This window comes from Paenibacillus sp. sgz302115, from assembly GCF_056120445.1.
Genome location: NZ_JBVYOK010000013.1, coordinates 1 through 13,749, shown reverse-complemented (window position 1 = coordinate 13,749; position 13,749 = coordinate 1). Strand labels below are relative to the sequence as shown.

At 52.9% G+C, this 13,749-nt stretch carries 13 protein-coding genes; 9 read left to right on the top strand and 4 right to left on the bottom strand.

Going from position 1 to position 13,749, the window contains the following annotated elements:
- Positions 1-59: 59 nt before the first annotated feature.
- From AC0LWN_RS21595 to AC0LWN_RS21585, 3 genes are all read left to right on the top strand, one after another.
- Positions 60-407: a metal-sensitive transcriptional regulator gene (locus AC0LWN_RS21595; protein ID WP_474668947.1), complete on the top strand. Its 348-nt coding sequence runs from the start codon at positions 60-62 to the stop codon at positions 405-407.
- 43 nt (positions 408-450) lie between these two features.
- The gene (gene copZ, locus AC0LWN_RS21590; RefSeq protein ID WP_474668945.1) at positions 451-651 is read left to right on the top strand and encodes a copper chaperone CopZ; all 201 of its coding nucleotides are present in this window, start codon (positions 451-453) and stop codon (positions 649-651) included.
- Between the two features lie 99 nt (positions 652-750).
- Positions 751-3,219 carry a heavy metal translocating P-type ATPase gene (locus tag AC0LWN_RS21585; protein ID WP_474668943.1) on the top strand — a complete coding sequence of 823 codons (2,469 nt, stop codon included), beginning with the start codon at positions 751-753 and terminating at the stop codon, positions 3,217-3,219.
- Between the two features lie 403 nt (positions 3,220-3,622).
- On the opposite strand, the gene AC0LWN_RS21580 is transcribed toward AC0LWN_RS21585, so the two are convergent.
- Positions 3,623-4,579, bottom strand: a complete 957-nt coding sequence (locus tag AC0LWN_RS21580; protein ID WP_474668941.1) for a DMT family transporter — start codon at positions 4,577-4,579, stop codon at positions 3,623-3,625.
- Between the two features lie 203 nt (positions 4,580-4,782).
- On the opposite strand from AC0LWN_RS21580, the gene AC0LWN_RS21575 reads away from it, so the two are divergent.
- Complete coding sequence (locus AC0LWN_RS21575) at positions 4,783-6,126, top strand: aminotransferase-like domain-containing protein (RefSeq protein WP_474668939.1); 1,344 nt, start codon at positions 4,783-4,785, stop codon at positions 6,124-6,126.
- A 78-nt stretch (positions 6,127-6,204) separates the two neighbouring features.
- On the opposite strand, the gene AC0LWN_RS21570 is transcribed toward AC0LWN_RS21575, so the two are convergent.
- The 3 genes from AC0LWN_RS21570 to AC0LWN_RS21560 form a co-directional block, all read right to left on the bottom strand.
- A complete protein-coding gene (locus AC0LWN_RS21570; protein WP_474668937.1) occupies positions 6,205-7,059 on the bottom strand; it encodes a hypothetical protein in 855 nt (284 codons plus the stop codon).
- 137 nt (positions 7,060-7,196) lie between these two features.
- On the bottom strand, positions 7,197-8,351 hold the full coding sequence (locus tag AC0LWN_RS21565) for a hypothetical protein (protein WP_474668935.1): 1,155 nt from the start codon (positions 8,349-8,351) through the stop codon (positions 7,197-7,199).
- The gene (locus AC0LWN_RS21560) at positions 8,312-8,899 is read right to left on the bottom strand and encodes an RNA polymerase sigma factor (RefSeq protein WP_474669230.1); all 588 of its coding nucleotides are present in this window, start codon (positions 8,897-8,899) and stop codon (positions 8,312-8,314) included. Before AC0LWN_RS21560 ends, AC0LWN_RS21565 begins: the two co-directional genes overlap by 40 nt.
- Before the next feature lie 257 nt (positions 8,900-9,156).
- Here AC0LWN_RS21560 and nfsA point away from each other — a divergent pair, with 257 nt between their 5' ends.
- From nfsA to AC0LWN_RS21535, 5 genes are all read left to right on the top strand, one after another.
- Entirely contained in the window at positions 9,157-9,909 is a 753-nt protein-coding gene (gene nfsA / locus AC0LWN_RS21555; protein WP_474668933.1) for an oxygen-insensitive NADPH nitroreductase, read from the top strand.
- 116 nt (positions 9,910-10,025) lie between these two features.
- The gene (locus AC0LWN_RS21550) at positions 10,026-10,946 is read left to right on the top strand and encodes an ABC transporter ATP-binding protein (RefSeq protein ID WP_474668931.1); all 921 of its coding nucleotides are present in this window, start codon (positions 10,026-10,028) and stop codon (positions 10,944-10,946) included.
- Complete coding sequence (locus tag AC0LWN_RS21545) at positions 10,943-11,680, top strand: ABC transporter permease (RefSeq protein WP_474668929.1); 738 nt, start codon at positions 10,943-10,945, stop codon at positions 11,678-11,680. The genes AC0LWN_RS21550 and AC0LWN_RS21545 overlap by 4 nt, the downstream gene beginning before the upstream one ends.
- Before the next feature lie 6 nt (positions 11,681-11,686).
- Positions 11,687-12,835, top strand: coding sequence for a sensor histidine kinase (locus AC0LWN_RS21540; protein WP_474668927.1), 1,149 nt, complete (start codon positions 11,687-11,689; stop codon positions 12,833-12,835).
- Complete coding sequence (locus AC0LWN_RS21535) at positions 12,832-13,434, top strand: response regulator transcription factor (protein WP_474668925.1); 603 nt, start codon at positions 12,832-12,834, stop codon at positions 13,432-13,434. Before AC0LWN_RS21540 ends, AC0LWN_RS21535 begins: the two co-directional genes overlap by 4 nt.
- Positions 13,435-13,749: the final 315 nt, after the last annotated feature.

The following is a 13,749-nucleotide window of genomic DNA, read 5'->3' as shown; positions in this document are numbered from 1 at the left end:
AAAAGGCTTGACATACCCATGGGGGGTATATTATATTGAGATCAAGGAGGCTGATTCCTGTGTCTATTAATGAGAAGGAGCATGCAGAGCATTCCTGCGGCGAAGATTGTCATTCTTCCGCTCCCGGCGTACGCAAAAGTCATCATTCAGCGGAATTCAAGGGCGGACTGACTACCCGGCTCAACCGGATCGAAGGGCAGATTCGCGGCATCAAAGGCATGATCGAACGCGATACCTACTGCGATGATGTGCTCAACCAGCTCGCGGCGGTCCAGGCGGCGCTGAACGGTGTCGGCAAGCTGCTGCTTGAGGGACACATGAAGAGCTGTATTATCGAGCGGATCGAAGCCGGAGAACATGAGGTTATCGACGAGCTGCTGGTCACGGTCAACAAGCTGATGAAATAAGGTTGGGAAATCTATATCAACATAACTTTAGGAGGTTATTCGAATGTCTAACGTAACATTGAATGTTGAAGGAATGTCTTGCGGTCACTGTGTAAGTGCTGTAGAGAAAGCAGTGAGCGGCGTAGGTGCTGCTGCGAAGGTGGATCTGTCGGCGAAGACAGTGGCGGTTGAGTATGACGAGAACAAAGTAAGCTTGAGCGCGATTAAAGAAGCAATTGAGGATCAGGGCTACGACGTAGTCTAAGCTGAGACTGCGGCATATTAAGGCTTGGAGCGGGGAATCCTGTGGATTCCAGAGGCGCCAATGCCTTTTCTTTTACAAAAGATTATACCCCTTGGGGGTATGGGAGGTGCGAATAACGTGGAAAAGACAGCAGAACCGGCCTTACAGCAGGCCACGCTGCAGATTACGGGCATGACCTGCTCTGCATGTGCGTCGCGGATCGAGAAGGGGCTGTCCAAGATGGATGGGGTATCGCGGGCCAACGTTAACCTGGCTCTGGAGCAGGCGACGGTCGGCTTTGATCCCGCAGTGGCGGGAGTAGCACAAATCGAGGAGAAGATCCGCTCGCTTGGCTATGATACGCTCAAGGAATCGGCTGATTTTGATATTTCCGGCATGACCTGTGCGGCCTGCTCGGCGCGGATCGAGAAGGCGCTGGGGCGTATGCCGGGCATTGCGGCAGTTAATGTCAACCTGGCGCTGGAGACGGCGCATGTGGAATACGCCCCGGGCAACGTTAGCGTAACTGAGATCATGGATAAGGTAAGCAGCATTGGATATAAGGCAACATTGAAGCAGGACCGCAAGGAACAGGGGGACCAGCGCGGGCAAGAGATTGTGCGCAAGCGGAATAAATGGATCGTGTCCGCGATTCTCTCGTTCCCCCTGCTCTGGGCAATGGCGGGCCATTTCTCCTTCACTGACTGGATCTGGACGCCGGAGCTGTTCATGAATCCCTGGTTCCAGCTTGTGCTGGCAACCCCGGTGCAGTTCATTATCGGCTGGCAGTTCTATGTCAGCGCCTATAAAGCGCTGAAGAACGGCAGCGCCAATATGGATGTGCTGGTGGTGCTGGGCACCTCAGCGGCTTATTTCTACAGTCTGTACCTGACGATAGATTCCTTGCGGATGGGGATGAACCATACCGTAGATATGTATTATGAGACCAGTGCGATTCTGATTACCTTGATTCTGGTAGGCAAATGGTTCGAGGCGCTGGCTAAGGGCCGTTCCTCTGATGCCATCCGCAGCCTGATGGGCCTTCAGGCCAAGACAGCGCTGATCGTCCGTGACGGTGCCGAGATCACCATTCCGGTTGAGGAAGTGATTCCGGGAGATATCGTGCTGGTGAAGCCGGGAACAAAAGTGCCTGTAGACGGCGAGGTTATTGAGGGACTGTCCTCGGTGGATGAATCCATGCTGACCGGCGAGAGCATTCCGGTGGAGAAGAAGCCTGGAGACTCCGTTATCGGGGCGACGCTGAACAAGAACGGCATGCTGCGGATCAAGGCCCGCAAGGTAGGCCGCGATACTGCGCTTGCCCAGATAATAAGAGTCGTTGAAGAAGCGCAGGGCTCGAAAGCGCCGATTCAACGGATCGCTGACGTGATTTCCGGCATCTTTGTGCCGATTGTCGTCGGGATTGCGGTGTTAACCTTTGTTATATGGTACTTCTGGGTATCGCCCGGCCAGTTCGCCGATGCGCTGGAGAAGGCCATTGCCGTACTGGTCATTGCCTGCCCTTGTGCGCTGGGCTTGGCTACACCGACATCCATTATGGCCGGATCAGGCCGTGCCGCCGAGTTCGGCATTCTGTTCAAGGGCGGTGAGCATCTGGAAGCCGCTCAGGGAATCAAGGTGGTGGTGCTGGATAAGACCGGTACCGTTACAAGCGGCAAGCCGGTGCTGACGGATATTATCACCACCACCGAAATTGCCGCGCAAGGCAATGAAAGCGCGGAGAACCGTCTGCTGGCGATTACTGCGGCTGCGGAGAAGCTCTCGGAGCATCCGCTCGCAGATGCCATTGTGGCCGGTGCTGAGGCCAGAAGCATAATGCTGCCTGCTGCCGGGCAATTCCAGGCCGTGCCGGGGCGCGGAATTTCCGCCGTTGTTGATGGCGTGCCCGTAAATGTGGGCACACGGCGGATGATGGAAGAAAGCGGCGCGGAGCCGGGGCAGTGGGCTCCGCTCATGACGAAGCTGGAGCAAGAGGGGAAAACTGCGATGCTGGTGTCCGTAGACGGTGTTATCGCCGGGATTGTGGCAGTGGCCGATACGATTAAGGAAACCTCGCGCGCAGCGGTGGCAAGACTGCACAATATGGGCATTGAGGTCGTTATGATTACCGGTGACAACAAGATCACAGCCCAGGCGATTGCAGAGCAGGCCGGCATCCGCACGGTGCTCGCTGAGGTGCTGCCGGAAGGCAAGGCTGCCGAAATCCGCAGGCTGCAGAGCGGCGGAGTCAAGGTGGCAATGGTCGGTGACGGCATCAACGACGCGCCCGCATTGGCAACGGCTGATACCGGCATGGCGATTGGCACCGGTACCGATGTGGCAATGGAAGCGGCGGATATTACGCTCATGCGCGGCGACTTGATGAGCATCCCGGATGCGATCATGATGAGCCGCAGAACAATGGTCAATATCAAGCAGAACATGTTCTGGGCGCTTGCTTACAATACCATCGGCATCCCGATTGCGGCACTGGGCTTCCTGGCACCTTGGCTTGCTGGTGCAGCGATGGCGTTCAGCTCCGTGTCGGTTGTCCTGAACGCGCTGCGTCTGCAGCGGGTGAAGCTGTAAATATGATTAAGCCACAGGCTGGGGCGCTCCAGAAGTAGCGTCCCAGCCTGTGGCTGCAAAGAAGGCCGCCGAGCGTTAAGCATCGGCGGCCTTCTTTTTGTTAAGGTAACTTTGTCGAGCGAGGCAATCTACTGCACTTCGTACAGCAGAATGCAGCAATTTCTGCCCAAAAATCAAATCTGCTGTATTGCGTACAATAGATTTTCGTTGAGATGCAGCAAATAGGTCATTTTGTCCTTTTTGAGTGTATAAAGTGCAACAGATTTGAAAATCCCAGTGGTTGCACGCAATTCTATTGCAGAATGTGCAGCAGAAGAGTGCGCAGAGGGTTACCCCTCCAGTGTGAAGGCCGCTGCCGCCGGTCTCTTCGTACATCCGAGTCCTGCTCCCTGGAAACACTGGATCAAGAGTTACCCGCCTCGGATACCGGCAGCTTGGCATTGGGCAGGGCTGCGGACTTCTTACGGCCCAGACGGTTCGTGCCAATAACCCCTGCTATAATGAGAGCCGACCCGATCCAGTGGTACACTGTGATCTTTTCTCCGAGAAAGATTGCCCCCGCCGCAATGGAGACGATGGTCGAGAGATTGGAGAACACGCTCATGAGGGAAGCTTCTATTTTGGACAAAATATAGGTTGACGTTAAAGTGGTGATGAGCGACGCGGCTACACCCAAGTATAGGGTAGACAAAATAAAGGTGCCGCTGCCGAGCGGTTTGATGAAGTCGCCGAGTGTTCCGCTAGTAGCATGTCCGGTGAGCGAAATGATTAGGAAGGTGACTAAGCCAATCCCCATCAGCAAATAGCTGAGCTCAGCGGGGCTGAAATGCTTGGAGAGCGAACGGGCCAGCACACTGTATCCGGCAAAGGCCACACAGGTCAGGAACAACAGGATGATCCCGGTCATATTGGACAGGTTAATGCTGCTGCCTTTCATGATGAAGATGAACACAACGCCGAATACGGACAGGAAGATACACAGCTTCTGCAGGAGAGTCGTAGTCTCCTTCAAGAATATAGAGGCGATAATCATCGTTACTACCGGGGTAAAAGAATAAAGAATCCCTCCCTCGGCAGAGGTGGCATGCTGGAGTCCGAAGACTTGGAGCGTGAAGAATCCGAGCGGATACATGGTTGCCAGCAGCAGCGCTTTACCAATCGGCTTGCCGCGGTAGGATATTTTGACCCAGCCGAAGGCGACCGGGACCGACATTGCCACAAACGAGGCGGCGAAGCGGTAGGTTAATGTATCGAGCGGTCCGGCGTGGCCGAGCGCTACTTTGGTGAATAAGAATGAGAATCCGATTATGACCGCGTTAAGCACGGCAAATGTATAAGCGAGCTTGAGTCCTTTTTGCATAGTGCATCTCCCTTTCGTGAACATGACAGATCGTGTAAACGTCTTGCCTGTTATTTAAAATTAAAGGGAAATACGGACATGAACAATACTGTTTTTCTGCTACTGTACCGATACAGTTGGCCCATTCCTATATAATGAATGAAGGAGAATAGTGATAACATAAGCTTACAGTTCGTGTATGAAGGCCATTCAGGAGGAGCGTCATGAAAAAGTATCATTCGGTCTTGGCCAACATGGAAAGCCAGATCAGGGAGGGGCAGTACAGCCCGGGGCAAAAGCTCCCTTCCGTGCGCAGCGCCGCAGAATTCTACGGGTGCAGCGTCAGCACTATTTTACGGGCATACGGGGAGCTGGAGCGTCAGCATGTGATTTATTCCATTCCGCAGAGCGGGTATTACGTGGTCGAAAGATCAGGGGATGCCGGTCCTGACGGGGGAAGTGAGACGATTGATTTTGCCTCGGCCTCGCCCGATCTGAACGTGTTCCCGTATTTGGATTTCCAGCATTGCCTCAACAAAGCAATTGATCGGCACAAGTACCACCTGTTCACCTATGGGGATGCGCTGGGACTGGGGTCGCTGCGTCATGCGCTGGTGTCCCATCTGGCGGAATATCAGGTTTTTGCCAAGGTGGAGCAGATCATCATCACTTCGGGCATCTCGAAGGCGCTGGAGGTTCTGGCCAAAATGCCGTTTCCGAATGGCGGGACGGAGATTCTCGTCGAACAGCCCGGATATGATCTGTATCTGCGGTACTTGGAGATGGAGGGAGTGCCGGTGAGCGGGATTGTTCGTTCCACGGCCGGCATTGATCTGCGGGAGCTAGAGATGAGGTTCAGGGAAGGTGGGATCAAATTCTTTTATACCATGCCCAGGTATCATAATCCGCTCGGAACCACCTTGAGTGCCGATGAGCGAAAAGCCATTGCCCGGCTGGCCGGGAAATACGATGTGTACGTTGTTGAAGATGATTATATGGCAGACCTCGGCTCTGAGCGGCGTTTCGATCCTATCTATGCGTATGACCAGACTTCGCATGTCATTTATTTGAAAAGCTTTTCCAAAATCATTTTTCCCGGTCTCAGACTGGGTGCGGCTGTGGTGCCGGAGCATCTGTTTGAGACATTTCGCGCATATAACGGATACACGGACAATTCGTTATTGTCCCAAGCCGCCCTTGAGGTGTATATCAAGAATGGCATGTATGAGCACCACAAGCACAAGATAAAAGCGCTGTACGCCGAGAGAATCCGCGCCATGTATGAAGCACTCGGGCGGCACAATACGGAAGGCCTGATTGAAGTGTCTGAGGACAGCTCCGGTATCTACATGCAGTATAAGCTGCCGGAGACCGTGAATCTGGAGCGTGTGGTCAAGCGGCTTGCGGAGAGAAAGATCAGCGTCGTATCAGGCAAGGGGTTCTATATGTCCGGTTACCTGAACAGGGAGAAATTTATGCGGATCAGCATTTCACGCGCCCGGCTGGATCAGATCGACGAAGGCGTTAAGGCTATTGTCCAGGAAGTGAAGCGCGGGAGCGGATGGTAACACCCTATGTATTCAAAAAAAGAAGGAGTTATCCCGCACACTTCCCGTCTGCGGAACAACTCCTTTTGAAATTGCGGGTTATGGTTGCCCGGTGATAATCTGCTCCGCTAGTGATACCAGAGCTTCCTTTGTAATCTTCTCTCCAGTTGCAAAGATGGTATAGCTTATCTTGGTTCGCGAGTCTATCCATTCCAGGCGCTGCTTGCCCTGGCTGTTGTCGACCGAAGGGGTGCTAGTCTTATACTTAAGCGCATCTCCGGCCTTGTAAGTTAGCTCCTGCCCCTCCACGGACAGCTTCTCAGGTTCGGCCAGGGCCGGGACGAAATCTATACTGGGGTCCGGTGTTCCGGCAGGCTCGGCAATAATGGACAGAAATGCCCCAGCCTGCTGAGAGGCAGGACTGCCCTGGTAAGTCAGGGTGGCCTTCCAGCGTTTGTCCGTCATTTTTTTGACAAATACCGTTTTACCGGAAGCTTTGGCTTCTGCTCTAATCTGCTTGCTCAGTTCTTGCCCTTCAATAGACCAGGTCTGCGGATTATAAACACTCAGATATGCCATTTTGAATTGAAGGTCTGCAGGCGCTTGCTCCAGCTGCAGGAAGGGGGTCTTGAGGACTTTAGCCTTCTGTACATATTCTTGGTAATTTTTAAAAGACAGGCCGTACGGAAATGCCTGATAAGAATATCCGCCAGGATTATACTTATTGTCATTCACATACACATAATTTATTTCCCCGGGGTTCATTTTCTGAAGCTGAATTGCCTCAATCTGGGCCCGGATCTTTTTTTGGTTCTGCTCGGTGCTTGCTGCAGAGGCGGCAGCCGCAGATTTCGTTGTGGACTGGCTGGTGGATGCCGCACTGGCAGAACCGTAAGCGGAGCCGAGCAGCAGCCCAAGGCTGGCTAAGGCAATGGCTGGCTTATGAAATTTCATCGTTTCTTCTCTCCTCCCGGGCGTCAGGCCCGTTCTAAAATAGGATAACGAGTTATTTCTCGGCCGAGAGATAAGTATTTGGTACTCGTTACACATATATAACAATTCATCTCTTTCAGTCGGGACATCGTGCGGCTTTATTCTTTGCTTTTCAGCATGCTGGCCGCCACATTTATCAATTCCTGCTGGGACAAGGTGCTGCCCTTGCTGTCGGACAGGCGGTAATCCATACCTTGCGCCGGATCTAACCAGAGCAATTGCTGTGTATAATCTTCGCTGCTGTCCGCCGACGGCTTCATATAGATCATTTCTTTCCCTGCCACAATAACATTCCCGTATTTTTCCATGCCATATGTGCTGTAGAATCTAGCTATACCCAGTTGATTTAAGGAGGAGACCTGAATATTGATGCTCTGATCCTCTGAGGTGTAAGACATCTTAACCGAGCTTGACTGTGCAGTACGGAATCTTCTCCATGCCAATTTGTAGCCCTCGCCCAGGTCCTTAGTCTCCATTGCAGACAATCCATCTATTAGCTGCGAGTACGCCTCAGCCCAGCTTTTCTGCTTCTCTCCAAGGGTAGACTCGGACGGATTAGCCAGCAAGAATACTATATTGCTCTCTGGAATAACCTCCGCACTACTGAATGTGTAGCCTTCCGGTACATATTCTAGCTCTGGAAGTGCCGGAGCCCCCAGCTTCCTCTGCATGGCTCTGAAATCAGAATAGCTGTCATAATGCAGCGGATTCACGGTACGTCCCATTGTCGGATTATTGGATAAATCCTTCCCTACCAGAAAAATCCCCGTTTCTCCCGGTAACAGTTGCTGTTCCACCCACTTTTTTGCCTCCTGATATTTCCGGGTTTCCGGTTGCACCACTCTGGGCTGCGGAAACCCCTTTTCCAGATAAATTCGAAATTGTGTAACCGGATCTTTAATCTCTTCATAGTCCTTCATGATATAAGGAATATTGGTCGACTGATTGTGATTATCCTCATACCAGTAGTAGGTGGCTCCCAAGAAGAGTATGGCCAGCAGGGAGGCGGAAGCCAGTATTCTTCTGCGGGATATCGGCCATTTGCGGGCGGCGCGGGCCGGGGATTCTTCTATACGCTGCATCACCTCGGCTGATTCCTGAGTGCCGGGGAGAACTGCATCAGCCGTACCGGTTCCATATTTCTCTGTGATGATTCTCATCACCCGTTGCCGGACATCAATAGACTCGGCATTCATGGAAGCATCATAGCTTCTCAGTTTCTGCTCTTCTGCAGTGTGCTGGTTTTTGTGCATTCCCCTTCCTCCTTTACGGTTAATTCCATAAATGCCTTCAGCTTGTGCCTGACCCGCCCATACCGTTTCTTGGCCGCTTCCATGTTCTTGCCCAGAATCTCACCGATCTCCTCAAAGGATTTGTCCTCAAAAATACGCAGGATCAGCAAATTCCGCTCTTCCACTGTTAGCATTTCAAGTGCTGAGGCGAGCGGCTCGCTGAACATTTTTTTCTCTGCTGCCCGTTCGGCGCTTTCCGCCATAGCCTCCCGGCCGAACCAGCGGCTGACCTGCTGCTGAAGCTTGCGCCTGCGCAGCAGATTCAGACAGTGGTTATAGGCAATTTTGTACATCCAGGAGGTGAAGCTCCCCTTGGGCTGGTAATATCTGATTTTTTCGTACACCTTAAGCATGATATCCTGCACCGCATCCTCGGCTTCTTCCCGGTTGCTTAACAACCGCAGGCAATATTTATAAATCTGATTCTGATAAGCATCAATAATATCTGCAAATATGTAGATCTCACCCGCTTGTATCCTTGCGATTTTTGCTTCAATACTTTCTTGCATGAAATTCACGGATTCCCTCCTTTTGCCGGTGCATCAGATATATAACACTTAAGCTCCTGAAATCGGGACTTTGGTGGAGTTAAACTTACATTCACAATACCATACCGTTAAAAGTCATATGAGCTGCTGTAAAAGCCCATCCGTCCGCCTGCATCGTCCGCATCTACCTCTAGGTCAGTTCTGATGTCTGCTGGTATTCCGGATGGTAAAATGGAGAGAGTAACGAACATACACTAAAAAAAGAGAGGCGAAGAATCATGAAACCAACCAACGAAACACTGGAGCTATTGAACCGGCATGTCTCCGTCCGTCAGTATCTGGACAAGCCGGTAAGTGACGGGCAGCTTGCTGCTATTATCGAAGCGGGACAGATGGCCTCCACCTCAAGCAGCGTCCAGGCCTATACAGTTATTGCCGTTACTGATCCGGCGCTCAAGGCACAGCTGTCTGCACTGTCCGGCAATCAGGCCTATATTGTACAGTGCCCGGTATTCCTGGTCTGGTGTGCCGACCTGTACCGTCTGCGCGAGATCAGCGTTCCACACCTGCAAGGCGCGGAATCTTACGAGGACACCACCGAGAACCTGATCGTAGCTACCGTCGATGTGGCGCTTGCCGCACAGAATGCGGCGGTTGCAGCGGAATCGCTCGGTCTTGGCATCGTCTATATCGGCGGCATCCGCAATCATATTGCCGAAGTGTCCGAACTGTTAGGATTGCCGGAGCTGGTCTATCCGGTATTTGGCATGTGCCTTGGCTATCCCGCCGGGGCGTCTGGTTTGCGTCCGCGCTTGCCGCTAGAGGCTGTGCTGCATCATAACAGTTATCAGGCAGATACTACTGTGGAACAAGTAAAAGTCTATGATGAGGTCACGCGGGACTACATGCGCGAGCGGACCGGCGGGCAGAAGGATACGCCTTGGTCGGAGATGATGGCGGGGCGCCTTGCCAAGCCGGACCGGCTGCATATGAAGGAATTTTTGCTGCAAAAAGGGTTCATGCAAAAATGAAATGAACGGGTGACAGTTGTCACCCGAAAAAAATGACAGTCCATACTGATGTCATTCCCTCTTCTCCTATACCATAAAGGTATAGCAAAGACACACGAAGCTAGGGGGAATCAGACATGAACCATGTGGTAGAAATGAATGGGGTCAGCAAGAGCTTTCATAATAAAAAGGCGGTCAACGGCATTAGCTTTACTCTTGGTGAAGGTTCGATAACAGCAATCCTGGGACCGAACGGGGCGGGCAAAACAACCATGCTGTCAATGCTGCTGGGGCTGCTTGAACCCTCTGAAGGAACCGTGAAGGTATTTGGGCTTCCGCCTCAGGACAGTAAAGTCCGGGAGCGCATCGGGGCCATGCTGCAGGAGGTAAGCGTAATGGACCGGCTGAAGGTCCGGGAGATCATCGCGCTGATCCGCAGCTATTATCCGCAGCAAATGCATATGGATGATCTGCTGAATATAACGGGGCTTGCTCCGGCGGATCTGAACCGGTATGCGGAGAAGCTCTCCGGCGGCCAGAAGCGCAGTCTTGCGTTTGCACTGGCGCTGGCGGGAAATCCGCAGCTGTTATTCCTGGATGAGCCGACGGTGGGTCTGGATACGATTGCCCGGAGACGCTTCTGGGATACGGTACGCGGGCTGGCGCAACAGGGCAAAACCGTCCTGTTCACAACCCATTACCTGCAGGAGGCTGAAGATATTGCCGACCGGGTTCTGCTGTTCAGCCAAGGGAGGCTGGTGGCGGATGGCAGTCCGGGTGAAATCAAGGCGAGGATGGTTAAGCAGTCGTTGTCCTTTTTGCCAGTAGGAGATGCGGCGGTGCTACACGGAAAGCTGCTGAAGCTGGCTCCTGTCGAGAGCTGCTATGCCAGGGACGGACGCATTCATGTGACGACAGACAGTACGGACGAGGCGCTTCGGGCTATTTTTACAGGTGATCTTGGATTTGCCGTGAAGGATGTCCGTATTGACCACGGAAGCCTGGATGAGGCCTTCGAGCAGCTAACCGTGAACCCAGAGGAGGCGCTGATCCGATGAAACTTATTGCCATGCAGTGCAAAGCGGAAATGCTGAGGGTTATTCGCAACCCCTATTATGTATTATGGTCTTTAATGATGCCGATCATGTTCTATTTCATCTTCACAAAAGTAGTGAACACGGGTTCGGATAACCCTTCAAATTGGCAGGCGCATTATCTCATGTCTATGGCTACCTTCAGCGTGATGGGCTCCGCCATTATGACCCTCGGCATCCGGCTGGTTCAGGAGAGAACCCAGGGCTGGAACACGTTCATCCGTATCACTCCTCTGCCTTCGTCTGTCTATTTTGCGGGTAAAATGTTCGGCCAGAGCATCATGCATCTCTTTTCGGTGATCTGTATTTTTGTTGCGGGTTACTTGATGAACGGGGTGTCGCTGACGTTTGGACAATGGACGCTTAGCGGACTGTGGATTCTGGCGGGTTCTCTGCCTTTTCTGGCCCTCGGTACACTGATCGGGTTCATGAAGCGGGTCGATACGGCGAGCGGTGTCAGCAATATACTCTATATGGGGATGGCTGTTGCCGGAGGCATGTGGATGCCGCTTGAGATTCTGCCGAAATTGATGCAGCGGATTGGCCACTGGCTGCCTTCCTACAACTATGGGGACGGAGCCTGGGAGATTGTGAGCGGGGGCCATCCGCAGTGGAGCAGCGTCTTGATTTTGCTCGGATATTTGGCGGTGTTTGTGATACTATCGGTCTATATTCGAAAAAAACAGAGAGCGGTGTAATAAAGTATGGCGCGCAGGCAGTTTCGGTTGTTTCCGCAAAGATTAGGCTTTTTTCCTTATGTGTGGCTAATCTACTTAGTGATGCCGATAATCAATCTGCAAGGGGAAAAAGGGATCAAGCTGCTGCTCGGTGCAGCCCTGCTGGCCTTGTTCGCCGTGACGTACCGCCAGTTGTACTGGGTAAGCGGGAAAGCTTTCTTTGTGTGGCTGGCTGTGCAGATGCTGATTATTATTGTTCTGAGTTTATTTTACACTCCCTTTGATGTCTATCTCGGCTTCTACACTTCCAACTTTGTCAGCTATACCGAGAAGAAGCATTTCAGAAAGGTCTACGCCGCTTTTGTACTTATGGTGTTCATCCCGCTGCTCCCGGGGATTCATCGTATGGGGTTTACTGATCTGGGGTTCTTGCTCCCTTTCCTGTTATTTATGCTGATCTTTCCGTTTGGCATGCGCTCTTTGAACCGCAATAAAATGCTGGAAAAGGAGCTGGATCAGGCCAATGAGGTCATTAAGGAGCTGGTCAAACGCGATGAGCGGATGCGGATTGCCCGGGACCTGCACGATACGCTGGGGCATACGCTGTCGTTGATTACCCTCAAGAGCCAGCTGGTTGAAAGGCTTGCAGCCAAAGATGCCGGGCGCGCACAGGCCGAAGCTAGGGAGATTCAGCGGACATCGCGCGCTGCGCTGCGCCAGATGCGGGAGCTGGTGTCGGAAATGCGTGCTGTGACCGTAGCGGAGGAGCTGGCCGAGGTCAGGGAGATGCTGCGCACGGCGGAGATTACGCTGGAGTTCGAGGGCGATGCAGCGCTGGAGGGAGTATCCGACCTGACGCAAAATATTCTGAGCCTCTGTATCAAAGAGGCGGTGACGAATATCGTGAAGCATAGCGAAGCTGACAGATGTTTCATTGCCATTGCCATGACGGAGGGCGAGGTGCGGCTGTGCATCAGGGATAACGGAGTCGGTCTGCATCGCAGGGATAAGGAAAGCCACGGACAAAGTGAAGGCAACGGGATGAAGGGCATGGCCGAGCGGCTGTCCCTGATCGACGGTTCTCTAACACTGGACTCAGGGGAAGAGCGGGGAACGGTTCTGAACGTAGTGATTCCCCGGGTAGTAAAGGAAAGAAAGGAGGGTGAGGCCCTATGATACGTATCGTGATCGCCGAGGATCAGCGGCTGCTGCGCGGAGCTATGGCTTCGCTGCTGGATCTGGAGGATGATATAGAGGTTGCCGGGGAAGCCGGAGACGGCGCGGAGGCACTTGCTGTTATTGAACGGCTGAAGCCGGATGTATGCCTGATGGACATAGAGATGCCGTATAAAAGCGGGCTGGAGGTGGCGGAGATTCTGAAGGCCAAAGGCTACGCCACCAAAATCATTATCCTGACCACCTTTGCCCGCCCGGGTTATTTCGAGCGCGGGGTCCAGGCGGGAATTCAGGGTTATCTGCTAAAGGACGAGCCGGTAGACAAGCTTGCGGATGCGATCCGCCGGGTCATGGACGGCCACCGCGAGGTGTCGCCTGAGCTGGTTTTTGGCAGCTTGCGGGAAGAGAACCCGCTGTCTGCCCGGGAGCAGGAGATCCTGAAGCTGGCCGGCGCAGGCCAGAGTGCAGGGGAGATTGCCGGCACTCTGCACCTTTCCTATGGTACCGTCCGCAATTACATATCGGAAATTCTGAACAAGCTGGAAGTGAAGAGCCGCATCGAAGCCGTGCGGTTGGCGGAGGAGAAGGGCTGGATTTAGGGGTGAGTGGCAGGGACAGGAACGGGTGGGCTATTTCCCGCTGATAATCCGCCCTGGCTTCAATAACGGCATTTCTGCCGTTATTAAAGCGAGTCCTGGCGACTCCGGCTCCAACAACGGCATATTTGCTGTTGTTTCAGCGAGTCCTGGCCATCCCGGTCCTAACAACGGCAATTCCTCCTAGGCCCCCTAATGAAACTGGAGAGTTGCCCCCCAATTTATTACACTGAAAGAAGAGGGAGGCGAGTTTCATGAAGAAGAGAAAAGCCTATGAGGAAATCCGACTCGAGATTGTGAAAGAAGCACTCTCTGGGA